Source organism: Achromobacter sp. NCFB-sbj8-Ac1-l (assembly GCF_052695805.1).
In genome coordinates this window covers 142,377-165,867 of sequence record NZ_CP199812.1, presented here as the reverse complement: position 1 = coordinate 165,867, position 23,491 = coordinate 142,377, and the positions used below count along the sequence as shown (strand labels likewise).

At 65.6% G+C, this 23,491-nt stretch carries 19 protein-coding genes; 13 read left to right on the top strand and 6 right to left on the bottom strand.

What is annotated here, in order from left to right; all coding sequences use genetic code 11:
- Positions 1-78 precede the first annotated feature (78 nt).
- The 5 genes from ACUDP5_RS00775 (at position 79) to ACUDP5_RS00755 (ending at position 6,719) form a co-directional block, all read left to right on the top strand.
- Positions 79-1,686 carry an ABC transporter substrate-binding protein gene (locus tag ACUDP5_RS00775; RefSeq protein WP_263912794.1) on the top strand — a complete coding sequence of 536 codons (1,608 nt, stop codon included), beginning with the start codon at positions 79-81 and terminating at the stop codon, positions 1,684-1,686.
- A 153-nt stretch (positions 1,687-1,839) separates the two neighbouring features.
- Entirely contained in the window at positions 1,840-2,811 is a 972-nt protein-coding gene (locus ACUDP5_RS00770) for an ABC transporter permease (protein ID WP_263912793.1), read from the top strand.
- 11 nt (positions 2,812-2,822) lie between these two features.
- Positions 2,823-3,749, top strand: a complete 927-nt coding sequence (locus tag ACUDP5_RS00765; RefSeq protein WP_263912792.1) for an ABC transporter permease — start codon at positions 2,823-2,825, stop codon at positions 3,747-3,749.
- 7 nt (positions 3,750-3,756) lie between these two features.
- Entirely contained in the window at positions 3,757-5,484 is a 1,728-nt protein-coding gene (locus ACUDP5_RS00760; protein ID WP_445657950.1) for a dipeptide ABC transporter ATP-binding protein, read from the top strand.
- 26 nt (positions 5,485-5,510) lie between these two features.
- Positions 5,511-6,719 (top strand): amidohydrolase family protein, encoded by a 1,209-nt coding sequence (locus tag ACUDP5_RS00755; protein WP_445657949.1) that lies wholly within the window; start codon positions 5,511-5,513, stop codon positions 6,717-6,719.
- Positions 6,720-6,759: 40 nt separating this feature from the next.
- Here ACUDP5_RS00755 and ACUDP5_RS00750 read toward each other — a convergent pair whose 3' ends face one another.
- Both ACUDP5_RS00750 and ACUDP5_RS00745 read right to left on the bottom strand, forming a co-directional pair.
- On the bottom strand, positions 6,760-8,196 hold the full coding sequence (locus ACUDP5_RS00750) for a YdgA family protein (RefSeq protein ID WP_445657948.1): 1,437 nt from the start codon (positions 8,194-8,196) through the stop codon (positions 6,760-6,762).
- 119 nt (positions 8,197-8,315) lie between these two features.
- The gene (locus ACUDP5_RS00745; protein WP_263912788.1) at positions 8,316-9,785 is read right to left on the bottom strand and encodes a YdgA family protein; all 1,470 of its coding nucleotides are present in this window, start codon (positions 9,783-9,785) and stop codon (positions 8,316-8,318) included.
- A gap of 306 nt (positions 9,786-10,091) precedes the next feature.
- Here ACUDP5_RS00745 and ACUDP5_RS00740 point away from each other — a divergent pair, with 306 nt between their 5' ends.
- From ACUDP5_RS00740 to ACUDP5_RS00725, 4 genes are all read left to right on the top strand, one after another.
- Positions 10,092-11,609 carry a DEAD/DEAH box helicase gene (locus ACUDP5_RS00740; protein WP_263912787.1) on the top strand — a complete coding sequence of 506 codons (1,518 nt, stop codon included), beginning with the start codon at positions 10,092-10,094 and terminating at the stop codon, positions 11,607-11,609.
- 45 nt (positions 11,610-11,654) lie between these two features.
- A complete protein-coding gene (locus ACUDP5_RS00735) occupies positions 11,655-12,284 on the top strand; it encodes a LysE family translocator (RefSeq protein WP_006386996.1) in 630 nt (209 codons plus the stop codon).
- A 110-nt stretch (positions 12,285-12,394) separates the two neighbouring features.
- Positions 12,395-14,002 (top strand): peptide chain release factor 3, encoded by a 1,608-nt coding sequence (locus ACUDP5_RS00730; RefSeq protein ID WP_263912786.1) that lies wholly within the window; start codon positions 12,395-12,397, stop codon positions 14,000-14,002.
- 24 nt (positions 14,003-14,026) lie between these two features.
- Positions 14,027-14,728 carry a hypothetical protein gene (locus tag ACUDP5_RS00725; RefSeq protein WP_445657947.1) on the top strand — a complete coding sequence of 234 codons (702 nt, stop codon included), beginning with the start codon at positions 14,027-14,029 and terminating at the stop codon, positions 14,726-14,728.
- 81 nt (positions 14,729-14,809) lie between these two features.
- Here ACUDP5_RS00725 and bfr read toward each other — a convergent pair whose 3' ends face one another.
- Entirely contained in the window at positions 14,810-15,286 is a 477-nt protein-coding gene (gene bfr / locus ACUDP5_RS00720; RefSeq protein WP_445657946.1) for a bacterioferritin, read from the bottom strand.
- Positions 15,287-15,724: 438 nt separating this feature from the next.
- Positions 15,725-16,648, bottom strand: a complete 924-nt coding sequence (locus ACUDP5_RS00715) for a DMT family transporter (protein ID WP_445657945.1) — start codon at positions 16,646-16,648, stop codon at positions 15,725-15,727.
- A 119-nt stretch (positions 16,649-16,767) separates the two neighbouring features.
- On the opposite strand from ACUDP5_RS00715, the gene ACUDP5_RS00710 reads away from it, so the two are divergent.
- Positions 16,768-17,685: a LysR substrate-binding domain-containing protein gene (locus ACUDP5_RS00710; RefSeq protein ID WP_263912783.1), complete on the top strand. Its 918-nt coding sequence runs from the start codon at positions 16,768-16,770 to the stop codon at positions 17,683-17,685.
- Here ACUDP5_RS00710 and ACUDP5_RS00705 read toward each other — a convergent pair.
- Positions 17,655-17,936: a (2Fe-2S)-binding protein gene (locus tag ACUDP5_RS00705; RefSeq protein WP_006392288.1), complete on the bottom strand. Its 282-nt coding sequence runs from the start codon at positions 17,934-17,936 to the stop codon at positions 17,655-17,657. The genes ACUDP5_RS00710 and ACUDP5_RS00705 overlap by 31 nt on opposite strands.
- 122 nt (positions 17,937-18,058) lie before the next feature.
- Positions 18,059-19,486 carry an RNA polymerase factor sigma-54 gene (gene rpoN, locus ACUDP5_RS00700; protein WP_445657944.1) on the bottom strand — a complete coding sequence of 476 codons (1,428 nt, stop codon included), beginning with the start codon at positions 19,484-19,486 and terminating at the stop codon, positions 18,059-18,061.
- Between the two features lie 16 nt (positions 19,487-19,502).
- Here rpoN and ACUDP5_RS00695 point away from each other — a divergent pair, with 16 nt between their 5' ends.
- From ACUDP5_RS00695 to leuA, 3 genes are all read left to right on the top strand, one after another.
- Positions 19,503-20,132 (top strand): hypothetical protein, encoded by a 630-nt coding sequence (locus ACUDP5_RS00695; protein WP_263912781.1) that lies wholly within the window; start codon positions 19,503-19,505, stop codon positions 20,130-20,132.
- 194 nt (positions 20,133-20,326) lie between these two features.
- A complete protein-coding gene (locus ACUDP5_RS00690) occupies positions 20,327-21,304 on the top strand; it encodes a tripartite tricarboxylate transporter substrate binding protein (protein WP_263912780.1) in 978 nt (325 codons plus the stop codon).
- 374 nt (positions 21,305-21,678) lie between these two features.
- Positions 21,679-23,391, top strand: a complete 1,713-nt coding sequence (gene leuA, locus ACUDP5_RS00685) for a 2-isopropylmalate synthase (protein WP_263912779.1) — start codon at positions 21,679-21,681, stop codon at positions 23,389-23,391.
- Positions 23,392-23,491: the final 100 nt, after the last annotated feature.

The following is a 23,491-nucleotide window of genomic DNA, read 5'->3' as shown; positions in this document are numbered from 1 at the left end:
GCCATGCCCCGGCTCCCGGTGGGGCCAGGGCCCTATCACTTCTGTCGCGCTATCCGCGCATTACGGAGCATGAGGGCTATGCGTACTTTTCCCCACATCAAACAAGCGGCGCTGGCGGCTGCACTGACTGCCTCGTTGGCATTCAGCGCCGGCGCGGCAGCCAAGACTTTTCACTGGTCGTACCAAGGCGACGCCACGTCCATGGACCCGATGGCGCTGAACGAAACCTTCACGCTGGGCTTCCAGGGCAACATCTACGAAACGCTGGCCGGCTACGACGGCAACCTGAAACTGACGCCGCTACTGGCCGAAAGCTGGGAAAATCCCGAGCCCACCAAATGGGTCTTCAAGCTGCGCAAAGGCGTGAAGTTCCATGACGGCTCGCCCTTCACGGCCGACGACGTCATCTTTTCCTGGAAGCGCAGCCTCACGCCCGGCTCGGACATGAAGGGCTACGGCGCCAAGGCGTCCGACATCAAGAAGGTCGACGACTACACCATCGAAGTCACCACGCCCACGCCCAATCCCATCTTGCCGCGCGAATGGGTGTTCCTGTACATCATGAGCAAGTCGTGGTCGGAAAAGAACAAGACCACCGAAGCCACCAACGTCAAGGGCGACAACCAGGGCAACTATGCCAACCTGAACGCCAACGGCACCGGCCCGTTCATGCTGGTCTCGCGCCAGCCCGACGTGAAGACGGTCCTCAAGCGCTACGACGGATACTGGAACAAAGACATCAAGACCAACGTCGACGAAGTCATCTTCCAGCCCATCACGCAGGAAGCCACCCGCGTGGCCGCCCTGATTTCCGGCGAAATGGACCTGGTGCAGCCGGTGCCGGTGCAGGACTGGAAGCGCCTGGAAGACGCCAAGGGCGTCAAGCCGCTGACCGCGCCCGAAGCCCGTGCCATCTTCATCGGCATGGACCAGGACCGCGACGAACTGCTGTTCTCGGACGTCAAGGGCAAGAACCCCTTCAAGGACCCGAAGGTGCGCGAAGCGGTCGTGCTGGCCGTGGACACCAAGGCCATCAACGAAAAGATCATGCGCAACGCGGCCAAGCCGCTGGGCTCGCTGATCGCAACCGCCATCAACGGTTACGACGAATCGTTCGGCGCGCCCTACAAGCCCGACCCTGAACGTGCCAAGAAGCTGCTGGCCGAAGCCGGCTACCCCAAGGGCTTCACCGTCACCATGGACTGCCCCAACGACCGCTACGTCAATGACGAAAAGGTCTGCCAGGCCGTGGCCGGCATGCTGGCGCGGGTCGGCATCAAGATCAATCTGCTGGCACAGACCAAGTCGAAGTATTTCGGCAAGATCCTGCTGCAGGCCGGCAACCAGACCAGCATGTACATGCTGGGGTGGACACCCAGCTCGACCGACGCCCACAACACATTGCTTAACCTGACCTCGTGCCGCGACGCCAAGACAGCCGCGGGCCAGTTCAACCTGGGCGGCTACTGCAACAAGAAGGTCGACGAGCTGACCAGCAAGATCGGCGTCGAAACCGACCAGGCCAAGCGCAACGCGATGATCAAGGAGGCCTTCGGCATCGTGCGCAGCGACTTCGGCTACCTGCCGCTGCACCAGCAGCCGATGTCGTGGGGCGTGAAGGACAACATCAAGGTCATCCAGCGCGCCGATGACGTGCTGGACCTGCGCGACGTCGTCCTGCCGTAGCCCCAAAGGCCGGCACGCGCCGCAAGGCACACGCCGGCCGCATGAAGCGAACGCCGGGCGGCTTGCCGCCGCCCGGGTGCGCCCGGACCAGCCCCGCTTGCCGCCCCAGGCAATGCGCGGCCCGGCGTTATCCGACCAAGAGGGCATCCAACCATGCTTTCCTTTATTGCGCAGCGGCTGATCCAGTCGGTGCTGGTGATGTTGACGGTGGCGCTGATCGCGTTCTCCATGTTCCGCTACGTTGGCGACCCGATCGCCAGCATGGTTGGCCAGGACACCACGCCCGAACAGCGCGTCCAACTGCGCGAACAGCTCGGCCTGAACGATCCGTTCCTGGTGCAGTACGCGCGTTTCGTCGCCAACGCCGCACGGGGCGACTTCGGCATTTCGTATCGCCATCGCCGCCCCGTCAGCGAACTGCTCGAAGAGCGCATGCCCGCCACGCTGGAACTGTCCTTCGTGTCCGCCGTGATGGCGCTGGCGCTGGGCATCCCGATGGGCATCTACACGGCGCTCAAGCGCCATGGCGTACTGTCCAAGGCCTTCATGGCGATCTCGCTGGCCGGCATTTCGCTGCCCACCTTCCTGATCGGCATCCTGCTCATCCTGTTTTTCGGCGTGCAATTGCGATGGCTGCCCAGCTTCGGCCGCGGTGACGTGGTGGGGCTGGGCTGGTGGACCACGGGCTTTTTGACCAAGTCCGGGCTGCTCGCGCTGATCATGCCGGCCATCACCCTGGCGCTGTTCCAGATGACCCTGATCATGCGGCTGGTGCGCGCCGAAATGCTGGAAGTGCTGCGCGCCGACTTCATCAAGTTCGCGCGCGCCCGCGGCCTGCCCGAGCGGCTCATCAATTTCCGCCATGCCCTCAAGAACACCATGGTGCCGGTCATTACCATCACCGGCCTGCAGCTCGGCTCGATCATCGCCTTCGCCATCATCACCGAAACCGTGTTCCAGTGGCCGGGGATGGGCCTTCTGTTCATCCAGGCCATCAGCATGGTCGACATCCCCGTGATGGCCGCCTACCTCGTGCTGATCGCGTTCATGTTCGTCGTCATCAACCTGGTGGTCGATCTGCTGTATTTCGCCGTCGACCCGCGCCTGCGCGTGCAGAGCAAATAAGGGAACCCCCCATGATCGCCCGCATCGCTCCCTTTTTCTCGCGCGCCGCCGACAGCGACCTCTGGCACAGCTTCAAGCGCTCGCCAGGCGCCATCATCGCCGCCGCCGTCACGCTGGTCATTCTGCTGGGCGCGCTGGGCGCGCCCCTGATCGCCCCTCACAACCCGTTCGACCTAGCGTCCGTGAACATCATGGACGCCAACACGCCCCCCGCCTGGGAAGAGGGTGGCAGCCCGGATTTCCTGCTGGGCACCGACGACCAGGGCCGCGACATCCTGTCGGCCGTGATGTATGGCTCGCGGGTGTCGCTGCTGGTGGGGTTTGCCTCGGTGCTGTTCTCGATGGTGCTGGGCGTCACGCTGGGCCTCATCAGTGGCTACGCCGGCGGCCGCGTCGACAGCTTCATCATGCGCATCGCCGACGTGCAGCTGTCATTTCCCGCCATCCTGGTGGCGCTGCTGATCGACGGGGTGGCGCGCGGGCTGTTGCCGCGCGACATGCACGATCAGTTGGCGCTGTACGTGCTGATCTTCGCCATCGGCATTTCCGGCTGGGTGCAGTACGCCCGCACGGTGCGAGGCTCGACGCTGGTCGAGCGCAACAAGGAATACGTGCAGGCGGCACGGCTGATCGGCATCGGCCGCTTCACCATCCTGCGCCGGCACATCCTGCCCAACGTGATGGGCCCGGTGCTGGTCATCGCCACCATCCACCTGGCCATTGCCATCATCACCGAAGCCACCCTGTCGTTCCTGGGCGTGGGCCTGCCGCCCACCGCGCCGTCGCTGGGCACGCTGATCCGCATCGGCAACAGCTATCTTTTCTCGGGCATGTGGTGGATCTCCATCTTCCCCGGCATCGCGCTGGTGGCGCTGGTGCTGTCGGTCAACCTGCTGGGCGACTGGCTGCGCGACGCGCTCAACCCCAAGCTGCGCTGAGGACGTCATGGCCCTGCTCAACATCGAAGATATCCGGATTGAATTTCCCAGCCGCCGCGGCACCCTGGTGGCCGTGGACGGCGTGTCGCTGTCGCTGGAGAAAGGCGAGATCCTCGGCGTGGTCGGCGAGTCCGGCGCCGGCAAGTCCACCATCGGCAATGCGGTGATCGGCCTGCTCGAGGCACCTGGCCGCCTGGCGGGCGGCCAGGTGCTGCTCAATGGCGAACGCATCGACACGCTGACGCCGGCGCAGCAGCGCAAAGTGCGTGGCCGCCGCATCGGCATGATCTTCCAGGACCCGCTGACCTCGCTGGACCCGCTGCAAACCGTGGAAAGCCAACTGGTCGAGACCATGCTGGTACACCTGGACCTGACGCACGAGGCCGCCAAGAAGCGCGCCGTGCAGTTGCTGGCGCAGGTCGGCATCGACCAGCCCGAGCTGCGCGTGCAGCAGTATCCCCACCAGTTCTCGGGCGGCATGCGACAGCGCGTGGTGATCGCGCTGGCGCTGTGCTGCGAACCTGAAGTGATCATCGCGGACGAGCCCACCACGGCGCTGGATGTGTCCATCCAGGCGCAGATCCTGGACCTGCTGAAAAAACTGTGCCGCCAGGAACAGGTAGGCATGATCATCATCACCCACGACATGGGCGTGATCGCCGACGTGACCGACCGGGTGGCCGTGCTGTACCACGGCAAGCTGGTCGAGCAAGGTCCCACCGCCAAGATCCTGGGCGACCCCGACCACCCCTATACGCGCAGCCTGATCTCGGCCGTGCCGCGGCCGGACATCAAGCTCAAGCGCTTTCCGCTGGTCACCTACATCGAAGACGTCAAGACGCCGGCCAAGCCGCTGGACCTGGCCACGCACTGGCTGGGCCAACGCCGCGACTTCGGCGCGGCCACCGGCGGCCCGCTGGTGCAAGTCACGGACCTGTCCATGCGCTTCGTGCTCAAGAACGCGCTGCTCAAGCGCAACCAGCGCACGCTGGATGCCGTCAAGCGTGTCAATTTCTCGATCGGCGAAGGCGAGGTGTTCGGTCTGGTGGGCGAATCCGGCTCGGGCAAGTCCACCGTGGCGCGGCTGATTTCGGGGCTGTATACGCCCAGCGAGGGCTCGGTCAATTTCGGCGGCACCGACCTCACGGCGCTCAAGGGCGAAAAGCAGCTCAATCCGTTTCGCCGGCAGATCCAGATGATTTTCCAGGACCCGTTCTCGTCGCTCAATCCGCGCATGCGGGTGCTGGACATCGTGGCTGAGCCGATCCGCTTCCACAAGCTGGCGGCCAACGAAGCCGAAACCCGCCAGGTGGTGGCCGACCTGCTCGACGTCGTGGGGCTGGGCGACCGCGCCGCCGAGCGCTTTCCGCATGAATTCTCGGGCGGCCAGCGCCAGCGCATCTGCATTGCGCGGGCCCTGGCCACGCGGCCGCGCTTCCTCATCTGCGACGAGCCCACCTCGGCGCTGGACGTCTCCATCCAGGCGCAGATCCTGAACCTGCTGAAAGACCTGCAGGAACAGCTGGGCCTGACCATGCTGTTCATCAGCCACGACCTGCCGGTGATCCGCCAGATGTGCGATCGGGTCGGCGTCATGCGTTACGGCGAACTGCTGGAAGTGGCCGATACCGAAGCCCTGTTCGAACATCCCCAGCACCCCTACAGCCAGCACCTGCTGGGGCTGATGCCTCGATTGCAGGCCATGTCCCGCGAGGGGCTGGAAGTGATCGGCTAGGGGCAGTCCATACCAAGGAGCGAGACATGACGGCAACGCGGCAAACCCTGTTCATCGGCGGCAAGGTGTTCGACGGCCTGGGCAAAGTCCTGCCCAATCACGGCGTGCTGGTTGAAGGCGAGCGCATCGTGCGCGTGGCGCCGGCCGGTGAATTCACCGGCTTCGCGGGGCGACGGGTGGATACGAACGGCCTGACGCTGATGCCCAGCCTGGCCGATTGCCACGTGCACCTGGTCTACACCGGCGGCGCCGATCCACAGATGCAGATGGCCAAGCAAGGACCCGCCCAAATCACGCTGACCGCACTGGAAAACGCGCAGGCGGCGCTGCGCGGCGGCTGCACGGCGCTGCGTGACTGCGGCGGCAAGGACTACCTGGAATTCGGCGTGCGCGACGCCATTGCGCGGGGTGTCTTTCCCGGCCCGACCATCAAGGCCTCGGGCCGCATCATCTGCATGACGGGCGGGCACGGCAACCGCATCGGCCGCGTGGCCGACGGCTGCGAGGAAGTGGTCAAGGCGGTGCGCGAGCAGGTGCATGCCGGCTGCGACCTCGTCAAGATCATGGCCACCGGCGGCGTCATGACGCCGGGCGTCAGCCCCATGGATGCCCACTACAGCTTCGACGAAATGAAGGCCGGGGTGCACGAAGCCAAGCGCTTTCGCAAAAGCACGGCCAGCCACGCGCAGGGCACCCAAGGCATCCTGAATGCGGTTCGCGCCGGCATCGACTCGATCGAGCACGGCATCTTCATGGACGAGGACTGCCTGCGCGAAATGCTGGAGGCCCAGACCTACCTGGTCCCGACCATCGCCGCCGTGCGCAACATCGTGGCCAACGCCGACAACGGCATTCCGGCCTACGCGGTGGAAAAAGCCCGCGCGGTAGAACAGCGCCATCGAGAATCCATCCAGATGTACTACAAGGCCGGCGGCCGCATCGCGCTGGGCACCGACGCCGGCACGCCGTTCAACCTGCATGGCGACAACGCGATGGAACTGGCCTACATGGTCGAGTTCGGCATGACGCCGATTGACGCGCTGATCGCCGGCACATCCCGCGGCCACGACCTGATGGGCATGGACCGGCACGGCGCCGTGCTGGAAGGCAACGTGGCCGACCTGCTGCTGGTGCAGGGCGACCCCACCGAAGACATCATGAAGGCCGCCGACAAGCGCTCGCACGTGGCGGTACTGCGTAACGGCGATGTGGCGGCGGGGGCCTTGCCGGCTTGAAGTCCCGCGGACGCGGACCCTCGCGCGGGTCCGCGGCGTCTCAGCGATAGCGCGGCATCAGCGGCCGGGTCATGAACGCATCGACTGTCATGCGTTCGCCGTTGATTTCCACCTGTCCACCCTCGAAGTTCAGATTGGTGACCAGCTTGTCGCCGTCCTGACGCCCCCATTGACTCTGCAGGAACCGGTCGCGGATGGCATCGGCCTGCTGACGCGCCGCGTCGCGCGCGACCTCGGCAGGCTGCCCCTCTGCCAGGCCACGCACCGAGATCAGGTCCACCAGGCTCTCGGTGGGCACGCTCAGGCGCAAGTCCAGCTTCTTCACGGTTTCCTTGATGATCGCGGCCGGCGCGCGGTTCCACAGCGTAGGCGCATCCAGTGCCACCTCCAGCCGCAGCGTCGCCGGGCCGCTGGGCGTGTCCACCTGCAACGTGTCCACCGCGAAGGCCGGCTTGGCCAGCAGGAACTTCATCAGATGCGCCATGCCCTCCATTTTCTCGCCCATCGATGCGCCGCCCTCGGCCTGCTCCATCATGCCGCGAAAGGCCTCGAACGAGGCCAGGTCCACGTTGGCTGCGCGGGCCGTCATGCGCACGCTGGCCACCTGCGTGCCGCGCACATCGATCCCTGCGACCTGCGCCTTGAACGTGCTGTTCATGGCGCTGCGCGTACCGCTGGCGTCGGCCGTCACGACCAGATCGCGCAACGTGACCGGCTGATCGTCGATCTCTACCGTCCAGTGCTTGATCGCCGCCTGGCTGGTGCTGGTCACCGCGCCGTCGGCGGCCTGGGTCGATTCGTGCGAGAAGTCCAGCCCGCGCAATGACAGCCGGCGCGTACGCGTGACGCCCTTTTCGTCGAACGGCTCGGTGGAATCCATCTTCTCGGCCGCAACGGCAAACGTCGTGTGCCTGCCATCCGGCGCCACGCTGGCCCGGGCCTGCAGGCCCGAGAAGCTGGCCGTGGTGCCGTCCTGCGCATAATCCACCGGCGCCAGCGTCAACGTGCCCGATACCACCCGGCCATAGCTGGCCACGGCCTCGGCCATCGCCGGCGCCGCGCCCTTGGCTCCGCTGAACCATGCGGCGGTCGAGGGCGTCTGGGCCAACTGCACGCGGGCGGCGGCCATGGCGGGCATGAAATGGCCTTCGGCAAGCCGGAACAGGGGAAAAGGGCCATGATCGATGCGCGCCAGGAACTGGACGTCCTGCTTGTCGGCAACGCGGTCCCGCTCGGACGGCGTGGCCAGAACGCGATAGCGGGCGTGCGATGTGAACACGCCCCGCTCGAACGACACCTGTTCGAACGACACGGGCTGGCCCATCACCGTCAAGCCGATCTGCCGCGCCTGCGCATTGGCCGTCTCGGCCAAGGGTCCCAGCCCCGCCTCCAGCTGCTTGCCGGTGTACCAGGCGGTGGCGGTCCAGATCGCACCCAGCGCCACCACCGCGCAGCCTGTCGATACCCACTTTCTCATGATGCCCCTTTTGGTGTTGTGATCGTCACATGAAAAACGGGCTGCCGCGCCCGAAGGCGCCGCAGCCCGCAATGGGCGCCGGCATCCCGCCGGCGCGTCCGATCCGTGCGCGGAAGGGCTTAGCGCATGCCACCCATTGCACCGCTCATGACCATCATCATGAACTGTTGCAGCGGCATCTTCTTGCCGTTGAAGTCCACCTGGCCATCAGCATAGTTCAGGTACGAAACGATATTGTCGTTTTCGACCTTGGCCACGCCCATGGCGGTCGCCATCGTGCCCACCATTTCGGCCTGGCCCTTGGCGGTCTGGGCCGCACGGTCGGCCGGCACGCCTTGCAGTTGCGGCTGGATCGCCATCAGGTCTGCCATGTTGCCCTTGGACAGCACCAGCTTGGCGTCCAGCTTGCGGATCGCCTGCATGGCCACATCCGAGGCGGGCTGGTCCACCGAGGCCGGCTTGGCCAGGCTCACGTCCAGCTTGAACGTCGACGTACCGTTGGTGGTGCGCACTTGCAGGGGCGACACCGACAGGCCGGGGTTGCCGGCCAGCAGCAGCTCGACGTTGGTCTTGAGCACTTGCTGCTCTTCCGGCGTGAACTCCGGCGACTTCTGCTCGCCGCTTTGCACCATGCGGCGCGATGCGGCTTCATACACGTCGTTCAGGGCCTTGAGCGCCTTCGGGTCCAGGTTCGTCAGGCCCAGGGCCAGCTGCACGCCCGCCATGTCCTTGTTCTCGACATTGATCATGCCGAAGTCCAGCATCAACTTGCCGCTCACGCCGGCATCCGCTTCCGACAGGTCCACGGCCACGGTGGTGTCCTTGAACTGCACCGGCGGACGGGTCTTGGACGAAATCGTCCAATCCTTGAAGGTCATCTTCTGGCTGCCCATGAGCATGTCGCTCTTGCCCGGGGTCAGGTCGCTGTTGAACGCGATGCCCTTGATGGTCATGCCCACGATGTCGCTTTCGTCGGCCGGACCCGACAGCGCCACGCTGTCGCTCTTCATGGCGAAGACGCCGTGCTTGGTGGCGGTTTCGTACTCGACATCGCCCGTCATGCCGGCAAAGGTCAGCGTGGTGGCGTTGCTGGTGGCTTCAGCCGGGGCCAGGTTGAACGTGCCGGTGATGTTCTTGCCATAGCTGACGCTATAGGCGCCGGACAGCGGCGTGGCGCCCTTGGTGGCCGTGAACCAGCCCTTGACGGCAGGCGTTTCCTCGATCTTGAAGCGGCTGGCGACCATGGCCGGCGCCAGCTTGCCCGAGGTCAGGTTCGACAGCGGGAAGGGGCCGTGATCCAGTTGCTCGGTGAACTGGACCTCGTGCTCTTCGGCCGGCTTGCCATCCTTGGCGGGCAGCGTGAACTTCACGCGATAGCGCTCGGACGAGGAAAACACGCCGCGCTCGAACGACATCAGTTCGATCACGGCGGTCACGCCCCATTTGTCGGCAACCTTCTTGAGTTCGACGTTGCCTTCGTCAATCGACTGTTTGACGAACGCCTCGGCCTTCTGGCCCGTGTACCAGGCCGTGCCCGTCCAGATTGCGCCCAGCGCAACGACCAAACCCGCTACTGCCGCCTTTTTCATAGCAACCCTTTATTTCTTTATGTGGGAGATAAGCGCTCGGATTATAGGGAGGGTCGCACTAGGGATTACACCTAAATCGTAATAGGAGCTGCTAAATGTTACTTAGTTATACCTCCGACGGGAATTCCGCGGGTGTTGCGGCGCCGCATCAGCTACAATCGCCCTGTGTGCTTTGCCAATCTGCACACGTCCGCTAGGCACTTCGCCGCCAAGCTTCGCCCAATAAGGGCGCTTCCCTTTTCTCCTTATTCGTCCGCCTGGATTGGAGTCTCTCAACTTGAGCGACGGGCTGCCGCTGGAGTTGTTTTGACTACCTCTTCCTCTTTCGCCGACCTCGGGCTGGCTGATTCCCTGTTGCGCGCCATTGCCGACACCGGCTATACCGCACCCACCCCCATCCAGGCCCAGGCGATCCCGCAGGTCCTGAAAGGTGGCGACCTGCTCGCCGCCGCCCAGACCGGCACCGGCAAGACCGCTGGCTTCACGCTGCCCATCCTGCATCTGCTGATGCAGAAAAAGCCCGAGGCCCGCAAGCCCGGCCGCCCCCGTTGCCTGATCCTGACCCCGACGCGTGAACTGACCGCGCAGGTCGCCGAATCGGTGCAGACCTACGGCAAGCACACCTCGCTGACGTCCATGGTGATGTTCGGCGGCGTCAACATCAACCCCCAGATCTCCGCGCTGCGCAAGCCGCTGGACATCCTGGTGGCCACGCCCGGCCGCCTGCTGGACCACTGCGGCCAGAAGACCGTCGACCTGTCCGGCGTCGAGATCCTGGTGCTGGACGAAGCCGACCGCATGCTGGACATGGGCTTCATCCGCGACATCCGCAAGATCCTGGCCCTGCTGCCCAAGCAGCGCCAGAACCTGCTGTTCTCGGCCACGTTCTCGGACGAAATCCGTGCACTGGCCCGCGGCGTGCTGAATGATCCGGGCGAAGTCTCGGTCACCCCGCGCAACACCGCCACCGAACTGGTCACCCAGACGGTGCACCTGGTCGAACAGCACCACAAGCGCGACCTGATCAGCCACATCATCCGCGAAAGCGGCTGGCACCAGGTGCTGGTGTTCACGCGCACCAAGCACGGCGCCAACCGCCTGGCCGAAAAGCTCGTGAAAGACGGCCTGACCGCCGCCGCCATCCACGGCAACAAGAGCCAATCGGCCCGCACCCGCGCGCTGGCCGGCTTCAAGGACGGCACCGTCACGGTCCTGGTGGCCACCGACATCGCTGCCCGCGGCCTGGACATCGACCAGCTGCCCCAGGTGGTGAACTTCGAATTGCCCAACGTGCCGGAAGACTACGTGCACCGCATCGGCCGCACGGGCCGCGCCGGCGCCACGGGCGCCGCGGTCTCGCTGGTGGATAACAGCGAAATCAAGCTGCTCAAGGACATCGAGCGCCTGATCAAGAAGACCATCGAGCGCAAGCCGGTACTGGATTGGACCCCGCCCGCCACCAGCGCGGCGGCCTTTGACCGCCAGGAACGCGACGAAGACGCGCGCTCCCCGCGCGGCGGCAACCGCAATGGCGGCCGCGGTGGCAATGGCAACGGTGGCGACCGCCGCTCGCGCCCGGCCAACGCCGCGCCGCGCAGCGCCGGCAGCGGCCGTGCGCCGGCCCCGGCCCGCGCCGCCGGCGAAGGCCGCGGCAACCCGGCACCGCGCGACGGCAAGCCCGCCGAACGCCCGGCCCACGCCGGCCGCAACGAGGCCCGCCCGCAGCAGAACCACCGCCGCCCCGAAGGCTCGGCACGTCCCGCCGGCAACGGCGGCTCGGGTCGTCCGGCAGGCGCGCCCCGCGCCGCGCTGCTGTCCAAGTAATATCCCAGGCACCTCCCTCACAGCGACCCACGGACCCGCGCCATCATGCCCCTCTCAACCTGGTTGACGTTCTTCCTGGCCTCCTGGGCCATTTCGTTCTCTCCCGGCGCAGGGGCCATTTCGGCCATGTCTTCCGGACTGAAATACGGATTCGCACGCGGCTACTGGAACACGGCCGGCCTCATCATGGGCATCCTGTTCCAGTTCGTCGTGGTCGCTGTCGGCCTGGGCGCGGTGCTGGCCACGTCCGAGATGGCCTTCAACGTGGTCAAGTACCTGGGCGTGGCCTACCTGATCTACCTGGGCGTGCGCCAGATCCGCACCGACGCCGCGCCTGTCGCGGTGGACGCGGGCGATCCCAAGCAGGCCTCGATCCGCGAGCTGGTCATGCGCGGTTTCCTGATCAACACCATGAACCCCAAGGGCACGGTGTTCCTGCTGGCCGTGGTGCCGCAGTTCGTCGATACCGCCTTGCCGCTCACGCCGCAGTACGCGGCGCTGGCGGGCACGCTGGCGTTCACCGACCTGGTCGCGATGGGTGTCTACACCCTGTTGGCCGCCCGCGTGCTGCGCCTGCTGCGCGATGCCAAGCACATCCGCTGGATGAACCGCACCTTCGGTTCGCTGTTCATCCTGGCCGGCGTGTTCCTGGCGTCGTTCCGCCGCCATTCCTGAATTTTCCCGCGCGGGGCACGCGCCGGCAGCGGCGCGTGCCCCGCTTGTTTTGATGCACGATACCGGACCGCGCCGGACTGAAATGCGGCGTTGAGTAGAATCCTCCGATCATGAACATCCCTCAAGAAGTCGCGCGGCGCCGCACGTTCGCCATCATTTCCCACCCTGACGCGGGCAAGACCACGCTGACCGAAAAGCTGCTGCTGTTTGCAGGCGCGATCCAGATCGCCGGCAGCGTCAAGGCGCGCAAGGCGTCGCGCCACGCCTCGTCCGACTGGATGGAAATCGAAAAGCAGCGCGGCATTTCCGTGGCGTCCTCGGTGATGCAGATGGAATACCGCGACTGCGTCATCAACCTGCTCGACACCCCGGGCCACCAGGACTTCTCCGAAGACACCTACCGGGTGCTGACGGCGGTGGATGCCGCGCTGATGGTCATCGACGCCGCCAACGGCGTCGAACCGCAGACGATCCGCCTGCTGCAGGTCTGCCGGGCCCGCAATACCCCCATCATCACGTTCATCAACAAGATGGACCGCGAAGTGCGCGAGCCGCTCGAACTGCTGTCCGAAATCGAAGGCCACCTGGGCATGGACGCCGTGCCATTCTCTTGGCCCGTCGGCATGGGCAAGGCCTTCGGCGGCGTGTTCGACATCCGCCGCGACCGCATGCGCGTGTTCCGCCCCGGACAAGAGCGCCGCTCGGACAATGACGACTTCATCGAAGGCCTGTCCAACCCCGAGATCGGCCGCCGCTTCGGCTCGGCCTTCGAACAGGCCAGCGGCGAGATCGAACTGATCAACGAAGCCGCGCCCGCGTTCGACCGCGCGCAATTCCTGGCCGGCAAGCAGACCCCGGTGTTCTTCGGTTCGGCCATCAACAACTTCGGCGTGCAGGAAGTGCTGGACGCCCTGGTCGAGCAGGCCCCGCCGCCTGGCCCGCGCATGGCCTTGCAGCGTGAAGTGCAACCCGAAGAACCCAAGTTCACCGGCGTCGTCTTCAAGGTGCAGGCCAACATGGACCCGGCCCACCGCGATCGCGTCGCCTTCGTGCGCGTCAGCTCCGGCCGCTTCGAACGCGGCATGCGCCTGAAGGTCGCGCGCACCAACAAGGAAATGCGCCCCAACAACGTCGTGTCGTTCCTGTCGCAGCGCCGCGAACTGCTCGACGAAGCCTATGCCGGCGACGTGATCGGCATTCCCAACCACGGCGTGCTGCAACTGGGCGACGTGCTGACCGAAGGCGAAACCCTGCAGTTCACCGGCCTGCCGTTCTTCGCGCCGGAACTGTTCCAGGCGGTTGAAGTGAAGGACCCGCTGCGCACCAAGCAATTGCGTACCGGCCTGACCCAGCTGGGCGAAGAGGGCGCCATCCAGGTGTTCCGTCCCGAGGCTGCCGGCGGCTCGCTGCTGCTCGGCGCGGTCGGCCAACTGCAGTTCGAAGTGGTCGCCCACCGCTTGAAAACCGAGTACGGCGTAGACGCCCGGATGCTGCCTTCGCGCTACACAATGGCACGTTGGATTACGTCTGAAAACCCCAAGGCGCTGCGCAAGTTCATGGATGCCAATGCGGCTCATATCGCCTATGATGTGGTCGATGCGGCGGCGTTTTTGATCAGTTCTCCCGCGCAGTTGCGCGTGGCCGAGGAACTGTATCCGGATGTGAAATTCCACGCCATGCGAGAGCACGGCGGCAAGGTCTTCGGAGACAAGGCGTAGACCCGTTCGGGTACCGCACGGCACATGAGGGTAGCAATGTCTTGGCGTTTATTATTCGCAACGCTTCTGCTGGCGCTCGGCGCGTCGGCCTGGGGCGGTATTCAACTGGGTGATTGGCTGGTGGCGCATGCGCCGCCCGCCGCGCCTGCGCCCGGCCAGGATGCGGCCGCGTCGCAGCAGCCCGTGCTCGACGCCAACGGGCGTCCCTACGTGGCCCAGCCGCCGCAGCCGCGCATCGACGGCACGCTCGGCGTGCCCGACAAGCCCGCCGACCGCGAATGGGCCATCAACACGGTTTCCCTGTTCGATACCGTCAGCGACCCGGCCGTGAAGCTCTCGCGCGAACGCATCACCCAGGAACAGGCGCGCGAAATCGCCGCCGCTTCCGAAGTGCCGCTGCCGCAGGGGTCGTCCGACGTCAGCACGCTCGATCTGCAAGCGCCCGGCACCGGCACCGCCGTCAACGGCGGCCAGGCCCAACAAGCGCCGGCCCAAGTGCAGGCCGGCGGCTACGGCAACCCGCAGATGGTGCAGCCCCCCCCGCCCAACTCGTCGCCGGCGCCTGGCGCGCCCGGCTGGCAAGATGCGCTCAAGCGCGAACTGGCGCAGTGTGCCTCGCAAGGATTCTTCGACCGCCCGTCGTGTTCCTGGGCGGCGCGCAACAAGTACTGTGCGCCCAATCGTGCCTGGGGCACCATGGCCGAATGCCCGGCCCGTCCGCAGTAAGCCCACCGACCTTGTCGCGCAGGGCGCGAGGGTAAAAAAAATGGCGCCCCCAGGGGCGCCATTTTCATGCCGCGATGGCAATCACTCGGGCACGGACATCTGGCTTTGCAGGTAGTTCTGCAGGCCGACCTTGTCGATCAGGTCGATCTGGGTTTCCAGGTAGTCGATGTGCTCTTCCGTGTCGTCCAGGATGTCCTGGAACAGATCGCGCGACACGTAGTCACGCACGGATTCACAGTGCGCGATCGCTTCCTTGACGGTGGCGTGTGCAGCTTGTTCCAGCTTCAGGTCACAAGCCAGCAGCTCAGGCACGTCTTCGCCGATCAGCAGCTTGTGCAGGTCTTGCAGGTTGGGCAGGCCATCGAGCATGAAGATGCGCGCGATCAGACGATCAGCATGCTTCATTTCGCCGATGGACTCTTCGTATTCGTGCTTGCCCAGCTTGTCGAAGCCCCAGTGGTTCAGCATGCGCGCATGCAGGAAATACTGGTTGATCGCCGTCAGTTCGTTGGTCAGTTGCTTGTTCAGGAACTGGATGACGGTTTTATCGCCTTTCATAATGGACTCCTTGCAGTCAGGCGCGACGCGCATCGCATCGCGACAAGAAGCGCACGATGCCGCGAGTACGCAACCCCGGCAGACTACCATCCTGCGCGGGGCCGCGACTAGCCTTGGCGCGCATTTGGTAAACCGCTTTACGAGCGCTACAAGAAAGCGACAAACAAATGAGAATGAGTATGTGTGCGTGATGATTTGCAGGCACGGCGCAGCTTATCTGCGCCTTGTGAGCGCGCGCATGGCATGAATCGGCCCTCATTCACGGCCGCATCACGCCGTGTTCAAGCAATCCCTCGGCACGTTTGCGCACCGATTTCCGCCACCGCGTCGCGTTGTGCCAGAACAACCCGCGGCAATGATCGCGCCGCGTGTGGCCTCGCCCCAAGATCCGCGCACCATGGCGGCCTGGTAGGACCCCGCGCGTGCACGCCCTGCATCTCAAGGGGCGCGCCGCGTGGCGAGCCAGATACCGAGCGCGATCGGCACGATGCCCAGCAAGTCCAGCCACGACACTGATTCGCGCAGCACCAGCCAGCCGAACAGCAGGCCCAGGGGCGGCATCAGGAAATGCAGCGCGCTGGCGGCGGTGGCGCTGGCGCGGCCCAGGATCATGAACCACAGGTAGTAGCCGCCGATCGACACCGCCACGATCATGTAGGCCATGCTCCAGAACAGACTGGCCGTGAAGCGCGCCTCGGCAAGGTTGTCGTGCAGCAGGGCAATGGGCAACAGCGCGACGGCGCCGGCCAATGATTGAATGCCGGTGGCCGTCCACAGGCCTGTCGCGGGCTTCAGGCGCTTGTAGAGCAGCGTGCCGGCCACCAGTGCCACCAGGCCCCCCGTGACCAGCAGCGTGCCGTGCAGGTCCTCCTGCATGCCCGACAGGCGCGACCGCAACACCAGCGCCACGCCGGCCAGGCCCAGGCACAATCCCAGCAACTTGCGCCAGCCCAGCCGCTCGCCCAGTACCGGCCCGGCCAGCACACCGATCAACAGCGGATTGGTGCTGATCAGCACGGCCGTGAACGCCGACGACACGGTGGTCATGCCGCTCCAGCTCAGACCCAGGTACAGCGCGTTGTTCAGCACGCCCAACAGCACCAGCGCCGCCACGTCACGGCCACTGGGACGCGACCAGCGGCCGCTGGCCACCGCCACCCCCAGCATCAATGCTCCCGCGATCAGGAAGCGCACGGTCAGCAGGGTCAGCGGCGGGCAGTCGCGCACCGCGATCTTGGCCGCGGCAAATGCCGAACTCCACAGAAAGCAAAAGGCCGCGATGGGCGCCCAGGCCACGCCCATGGGCGTGCCGTCGGGTGAGGCCGCGGGAAGCGAGGCGGGAAGGGCAGAGGAGGCCTTCATGGGCAGGTCCAAGGTAGACAGGCAGGAATGAGGAGCCCATTCTGGGCGCGGCCCTATCCATTGACAAACGCTTTATTTGGATCAAAAGTATTTGAAAAACCAATGGAAAGGCGATTGCCATGCTGGATCTGGATCTATTGCACAGCTTTGTCTCGGTGGTGGACGCGGGCGGTTTCACCCGGGCCGGCGAGCGCGTACACCGCAGCCAGTCCACCGTCAGCCAGCAGATCCGCAAGCTCGAAGAGACGCTCGAATGTGCGCTGTTCGTGCGCGACGGCCGCCAGGTGCACCTGACCGAGGACGGCGAACGCCTGCTGGGCTATGCCCGACGCATGCTGGCGTTGTCCACCGAGGTGCGCGAGGCGGTCAGCGGGCGCAAGCGGGTCGAGGTGATTCGACTGGGCATTCCGGACGACTTCGCGGCCGACACCCTGACCGCCGTGGTGGCGCAATTTACCCGCGCCCGCCCGGCCGTGCAGCTGTCCGTGCGTTGCGACCTGACCGTCGCCCTCACTCGCAGCCTGGAACGCGGCGACCTGGACATAGCGCTGCTCAAGCGCGAACCGGGCGTGGGCGCGGCACTGGCCGCATGGCCCGAGCACCTGCACTGGATTGCCGGCCCGGGCGAACTGCCGACCGCGAGCGAACCCGTGCCCCTGGTGGCTTTTCCGCAGGGATGCATCTATCGCAACCGTGCCATTCACGCGCTGGAACAGGCCGGGCGCCGGTGGCGCATCGCCTACGAAAGCCCCAACCTGATGGGGCTGCAGGCCGCGCTGGCCGGGGGCTTGGGGGTGGCCTTGCTGGAACGGCGCTGCATGGCAGCGGGGCACCGTCAGGTGGACGAGGCGTTTCCCGCCGTACCGTCGTCCGAGCTGGCGCTATGCGTGTCGCAACCCGCACGTGAAGCGGTGCGCGACCTGGGGGAAACGATCAGGGAGTTTTGTGAAGCAGAAATGCGACGGCTCGCGGGACCAGGCCAGCGAGCCGAGGGGGACGCCGCCGTTCAGGCGACGGCGACCTGGATGACCGGATAGCTGCTGTTCGCCGCGGCGGCGCCCGGTTCGGCCATGGCGGCCGGCGGGTTGACCGGAACGGCGATCGAGCGCACGTCGCACACGCTGGAGCAGCGGCCGCCCGGCAGGTATTCGGCGGCGGTAGCCGCACAGCAGCCGCAGCACGTGGCGACGCCCAGCTCGAATTGCAGGTCGGAAAGCGACGTCGCGCCCGCGTCCACGCTGGCGCGGACTTGGCGTTCGGTGATGGCATTACATACGCAAATGTACATGAGAATAATTATCGAAAATTATTCCGGTACTGACAAGTCCCCGCATGCAAAAAAATTTGCAACCGATTTGTCACGCAACCCGTTGAAATAAGGGACGTTTTCCAGAAAGTCCGTCCCTGTTTTCAGCGGGCCGAGGCCTGCGCCTTGCGCAGCGCGGCGGGCGCAATGCGTAGCGCTTCGCGGTACTTCGCCACCGTCCGGCGGGCAATGACGATGCCCTGGTCAGCCAGTTTTTCCATGATCTGGCTGTCGGACAGGGGCTTGGCCCGGTTCTCTTCGGCCACCATCTGGCGGATGAAGGTCTGCACGGCCGTGGCCGAGGTGGCATCGCCGCCGTCCGTGGACACCCCCGCACCAAAGAAGCGCTTGAGTTCCAGCGTGCCAAACGGAGTGAGCATGTACTTCTGCGTTGTGGCGCGTGAAATGGTGGATTCGTGCAGGCCAAGCTCGCCCGCGATGTCCTTCAGGATGAGCGGCCGCATGGCCGCCGGGCCTTGGCTGAAGAAGGCCGTCTGGCGATCGACGATGGCCTGGGCCACCCGCAGGATGGTGTCAAAGCGCTGCTCGACGTTGCGGATCATCCACTTGGCCTGCTGCAACTGGGATTGCAGGCCGGCGTGGGCGGATTCCTTCTGGTTGCTCAACATTTGCGCATACAGCCCGTTGATCTGCAGCCGCGGCACGGCGGCGCTGTTCAGCGTCACCTGCCAGCCGCGACGCGTCTTGCGCACGATGACGTCGGGCACGGCGTAGTCGGCCGCCGGCACCGTCCAGGCACGGCCGGGACGGGGCTCAAGACGCAGGATCAGGCTGTGGGCCGCGCGCAGCGTGGCCTCGTCACAGCCCACGGCCGCACACAGGCGGGCGTTGTTGCCGGTGGCCAGCAGCGCCAGATGCTGGCTGCAGACGAGCCGGGCGCAGCCCAGCACCTTGGGGTCGGCCGCCTCGGGCAGCCGCGACAGATCCGGGTTGCGCAATTGCAACAGCAGACACTCCGACATGTCGCGTGCGCCGATGCCGATGGGGTCGAACGACTGCAACAGCGATAGCGCGGCGCGCAGTTCGTCCAGATCGGGCTCGGCATCGGCCGGCAGCCAACCCAGGATCTCTTCCAGGGGCGAGCCCAGGTAGCCGTTTTCGTCCAGCTCGTCGATCAGCAGCGCCGCCAGCGTGGCGTCGCGTGGCGCCGCGCGCGTCAGGACCAGTTGGCCCAGCAGGTGTTCGCGCAGCGTGTCGGGGCGGGCGGCCTCGGGCAGGCTGGAATCATCATCGGGATAGACCCCGCCCGAACCCGGCATTTCATCCACCGGCGTCTCGCGTTCGGCGGCCGGCTCGTCGTCCTGCACCGAAGATTCGCGCTCGGATTCGGCCTGCGTCTCGACCGAGGAGGGTTCGTCGTCGCGTTCCAGCAACGGATTATCCGCAAGCACTTGCGAGATTTCCGCCTCGAGATCGAGCGTGGACAGCTGCAGCAACCGGATGGATTGCTGCAGTTGAGGGGTCAGCGTCAGATGCTGGCCAGGCCGCAGTTCTAAAATTGGACGGGTCATAGGTACAATATTTTGCATGATGAATCAGACTTCGCCCGCACGCGTTCGCCAGGATTGCCGACTGATCGGTCAGACCTTGCTCAAACTGGCGCTTCCCAGAGTCCTCGTGCGTGCGATCGTGATCGCCGTCGCGGTGATCGTCTGGTATCTCGCCGCCTCCTGGATCCTGGATTTCGGCAAGCGCGTCAACTACGAATTCCTGCATTCGCTGGGCCAGCCCACCATGGACATGGTCCAGAAGGTCAATCCGTACCTCTGGTGGGTCGTCGCCGGCATCTGGACCCTGATCGTCTTCTTCATCGTGCGCGCCTGGCTGTCGGCCAGCCTGGCCTCCGGCCGTGCCACGCCGGTCAGCACCGGCGTGCTGGCCGACCTGGCGCCCCAGCTGTCCGAAGAATCCCTGGGCGTGCTGCGCTGGACCTGGGGTAGCCGCGAAGAGCCGTTCACCGTCGGCGACCTGCAACGCTCGCTGTCGGAAATCCGCCACAACCGCATCGGCAAGATCGCCATGGTGGCCGAACAGGCCGACATCCTGGAAGGCGCCGCCGCCAAGCCGCCCCGCGACGACCGCCGCGACACCCGCGCCGAACCCCGCGGCGAACGCGATCGCTACATCGAACCGCGCATCGGCGGCCCGGCCCGCTAAGCCATCTTTCCCGGACAATTTTCCTGCATCCAGGCCGCCGCGAGGCGGCCTGATTGTTTCAGTGCCCTGCCAGCCGGGCTCCCCTATACTGGCCCTCCAGGCTCGCGCAACCGCGGGCCGCGCACCCATCCAATAAAACCACCCGGCTGACGAGACACGCCGGATGCGCGGCCGGCCCCCTGGAGTTGTTTTTCATGTTCCGCACCCCTGTCCGGTATGCCGCCGGCTTGCTGCTGGCCTGCTCGGCCGCTTTCGTCGCCGCCCCGGCATCCGCCGCCTGGCCCGACAAACCCATCACGTTCGTCGCGCCCTTCAGCGCCGGCGGCGCCAACGACCTGGTCGCCCGCATCATCGCCAAGGCGGTGGGCTCGACCCTGAACCAGCCCGTCATCGTGGAAAATCGTCCCGGCGCCGGTGGCGTGGTCGGCGCCGCGCACGTCGCGCGCAGCGCGGCCGACGGCTACACCTACCTGGTGGGCAGCAACGGCACGGTGACCAACAGCCTGATCCGGTCGGACCAGCCCTACAAAGACGAAGAACTGACCCCGGTCGCGCTGTTGACGGTGACCCCGTCGGTAATCGTGGCCAACCCGTCCAACCCCGCGAAAGACCTGAAGGACTTCGTCGAGCGCGCCAAGAAAGCCAAGACGGACCGTATCACGTTCTCGACCGCCGGCAACGGCAGCACGCCGCATTTCGTGGCCGAGATGGTCAAGGAAGCCACCGGCCTGCCGGTCGAACCCATCGCCTACAAGAGCGGCTCGGAAGGCGTGACCGCGGTGATCGGCAACCAGGTCGACGCGACCTCGGAAGCCAGCATCGTCACGCTGCCGCTGATCCAGGCCGGCAAACTCAAGGCGCTGGCCACCACCTGGGACAAGCGCATGGCCAGCGCGCCGGACATCCCCACCACCGCCGAACTGGGGTTCCCCGCAATCCGCATCGGCCACTGGGCCGGCCTGTACGCGCCGGCCGGCACGCCCGCCGACGTGCTGGACAAGATGAACGCCGCCGTCGAGAAGTCGCTGCAGACCAAGGAAGTGCAGGACGCGCTGCGCCAGAGCAGCATCGAGCCGGGCGGCGGCTCGCGCGCCAGCTTCGTTGACTTCGCCGCCAACGAACGCGAACGCCTGGGCAAGGTCGTGAAAAACGGCCACATGCAGACGCAATGACGCCCGCCGGGGACGCATCTGTCCCCGGCTTTTTTTCGCGCTTTCATTTGCGCTTGCCCGAAAAGTATGTTTGACTAGCAACCTATGGCCGCTTACCGCACCCCCCTCGCGATTGCCACCGGACGCTTTGCCGCTCCGGTTGCCGGCCTGCGCGCTTCGATCTCGTCCATCGCGCTATCGCTATACCTACCGATCGGTTGCCGGGCCTAGTGTCCCCGTGGTAGCTCGGCAGCCACGCTTGCCACACGCGATTTCCCTTTTTCAAAACTGAATCCCCTCGCCAGACTCGGCGAACCCCTTGGCATCAGAGCGCCTATCGGCCGCATGCCATCCGGATTCAGCACCCAACCGAAAGAACTGATCGAGGTGTAGTGATGATGCTTGCCAACCCCGCCACCAAATACGTCCCCTTCGCGCCGTTTGCCCGCGACTTTTCCGAACGCACGTGGCCCAGCCGCCGCATCACGCAGCCGCCGATCTGGATGAGCACCGACTTGCGCGACGGCAACCAGGCCTTGATCGAACCCATGAGCGTCGAGCGCAAGCTCCGCTTCTTCGAACAACTGGTCAAGATCGGCTTCAAGGAAATCGAAGTGGGTTTCCCGTCGGCCTCGCAGACCGACTTCGATTTCGTGCGCAAGCTCATTGAAGAAAAGCGCATTCCCGACGACGTGACCATCATCGTGCTGACCCAGTCGCGCGAAGACCTGATCAGCCGCACCGTTGAAGCGGCCGCGGGCGCCAAGCAAGCCATCGTGCACATGTACAACGCCTGCGCGCCGGCCTTCCGCAAGGTCGTCTTCAACATGACCAAGGACGAGATCAAGAACATCGCCACCACCGGCACGCGCTTGATCAAGCAATACGTGGCGCAGCGCCCCGAAACGCAATGGCGCTACGAGTATTCGCCCGAAGTCTTCAGCACCACCGAACCCGAATTCGCGCTGGAAGTCTCCAACGCCGTGGCCGATGTATGGCAGCCGACGCCGCAAAGCAAGATGGTGTTGAACCTGCCCGCCACCATCGAAGCCACCAGCCCCAACCTGTACGCCGACCAGATCGAGTGGATGCACAAGAACCTGGCGCGCCGCGACAGCATCGTGCTCAGCGTGCACCCGCACAATGACCGCGGCACGGCCGTGGCCGCCGCCGAATTCGCTGTCATGGCCGGCGCCGATCGCATCGAAGGCTGCCTGTTCGGCAGCGGCGAGCGCACCGGCAACGTCGACCTGGTCACGTTGGCCTTGAACCTTTACACGCAAGGCGTGCATCCCGGCCTGGACTTCTCGGACATCGACGAAGTGCGCCGCTGCGCCGAGTACTGCAACCAGTTGCCCGTGCACCCGCGCCATCCGTATGCGGGCGACCTGGTCTTCACGGCCTTCTCCGGTTCGCACCAGGACGCGATCAAGAAGGGCTTTGCCTTGCAGCAGCCCGACGCCGTCTGGGAAGTGCCGTACTTGCCGATCGACCCGGCCGATCTCGGCCGCAGCTACGACGCCGTGATCCGCGTGAACAGCCAGTCGGGCAAGGGCGGCGTGTCGTACCTGCTCGAACAGGAACACGGCCTGGTGTTGCCGCGCCGCCTGCAGATCGAATTCAGCCGCGCCATCCAGCGCGTCACCGACGAAACGGGCCGTGAAGTCACGGCCGACGACGTGCACACGATCTTCAATCGCGAATACCTTGAACAGAAGGCGCCGTGGAAGCTGATCCGCCACCGCATCGACGGCAATCCGTCGGCCGGCGAAGGCCAGCACTTCAGCATCGAAGCCGAACTCGAATACAACGGCGAACGCCGCATCGTGACGGGCAAGGGCGACGGCGCGATCTCGGCCTTCGTGGCCGCGCTGGACGTGCCGGTGCGCATCATGGACTACCACGAGCACGCCATCGGCACCGGTACCGACACCCGCGCCGCATCCTACGTGGAACTGCGCGTCGGTGAATCCAGCACGGGCTTTGGCGTAGGCATCGACCGCGACATCGTGACCGCGTCCTTCCAGGCCGTGCTGAGCGCCGTGAACCGCCACATCAACGCGGGCGCCGTCGCCACCACCGAACAAGAGGCCGCCGAGGCCGCGTGATCCGCAACCCGGAAGCAGGGGGCGGGCTTACCGCCGTCGCCCCCCAACGCCGGCCTCTTACCATGAGGCCGTGCTGCACAAGAAAAAGCCCGCCTGTATC

What these genes read in the sequence shown, in the direction of transcription:
- ACUDP5_RS00770 (WP_263912793.1), top strand. Translation starts at nt 1,840, where the DNA reads ATGCTTTCCTTTATTGCGCAGCGGCTGATCCAGTCGGTGCTGGTGATG.
- ACUDP5_RS00725 (WP_445657947.1), top strand. Translation starts at nt 14,027, where the DNA reads ATGAGGGTAGCAATGTCTTGGCGTTTATTATTCGCAACGCTTCTGCTG.
- leuA (WP_263912779.1), top strand. Translation starts at nt 21,679, where the DNA reads ATGATGCTTGCCAACCCCGCCACCAAATACGTCCCCTTCGCGCCGTTT.
- ACUDP5_RS00690 (WP_263912780.1), top strand. Translation starts at nt 20,327, where the DNA reads ATGTTCCGCACCCCTGTCCGGTATGCCGCCGGCTTGCTGCTGGCCTGC.
- bfr (WP_445657946.1), bottom strand. Translation starts at nt 15,286, where the DNA reads ATGAAAGGCGATAAAACCGTCATCCAGTTCCTGAACAAGCAACTGACC.
- ACUDP5_RS00710 (WP_263912783.1), top strand. Translation starts at nt 16,768, where the DNA reads ATGCTGGATCTGGATCTATTGCACAGCTTTGTCTCGGTGGTGGACGCG.
- ACUDP5_RS00750 (WP_445657948.1), bottom strand. Translation starts at nt 8,196, where the DNA reads ATGAGAAAGTGGGTATCGACAGGCTGCGCGGTGGTGGCGCTGGGTGCG.
- rpoN (WP_445657944.1), bottom strand. Translation starts at nt 19,486, where the DNA reads ATGACCCGTCCAATTTTAGAACTGCGGCCTGGCCAGCATCTGACGCTG.
- ACUDP5_RS00735 (WP_006386996.1), top strand. Translation starts at nt 11,655, where the DNA reads ATGCCCCTCTCAACCTGGTTGACGTTCTTCCTGGCCTCCTGGGCCATT.
- ACUDP5_RS00760 (WP_445657950.1), top strand. Translation starts at nt 3,757, where the DNA reads ATGGCCCTGCTCAACATCGAAGATATCCGGATTGAATTTCCCAGCCGC.
- ACUDP5_RS00745 (WP_263912788.1), bottom strand. Translation starts at nt 9,785, where the DNA reads ATGAAAAAGGCGGCAGTAGCGGGTTTGGTCGTTGCGCTGGGCGCAATC.
- ACUDP5_RS00755 (WP_445657949.1), top strand. Translation starts at nt 5,511, where the DNA reads ATGACGGCAACGCGGCAAACCCTGTTCATCGGCGGCAAGGTGTTCGAC.
- ACUDP5_RS00775 (WP_263912794.1), top strand. Translation starts at nt 79, where the DNA reads ATGCGTACTTTTCCCCACATCAAACAAGCGGCGCTGGCGGCTGCACTG.
- ACUDP5_RS00765 (WP_263912792.1), top strand. Translation starts at nt 2,823, where the DNA reads ATGATCGCCCGCATCGCTCCCTTTTTCTCGCGCGCCGCCGACAGCGAC.
- ACUDP5_RS00730 (WP_263912786.1), top strand. Translation starts at nt 12,395, where the DNA reads ATGAACATCCCTCAAGAAGTCGCGCGGCGCCGCACGTTCGCCATCATT.
- ACUDP5_RS00695 (WP_263912781.1), top strand. Translation starts at nt 19,503, where the DNA reads ATGATGAATCAGACTTCGCCCGCACGCGTTCGCCAGGATTGCCGACTG.
- ACUDP5_RS00715 (WP_445657945.1), bottom strand. Translation starts at nt 16,648, where the DNA reads ATGAAGGCCTCCTCTGCCCTTCCCGCCTCGCTTCCCGCGGCCTCACCC.
- ACUDP5_RS00705 (WP_006392288.1), bottom strand. Translation starts at nt 17,936, where the DNA reads ATGTACATTTGCGTATGTAATGCCATCACCGAACGCCAAGTCCGCGCC.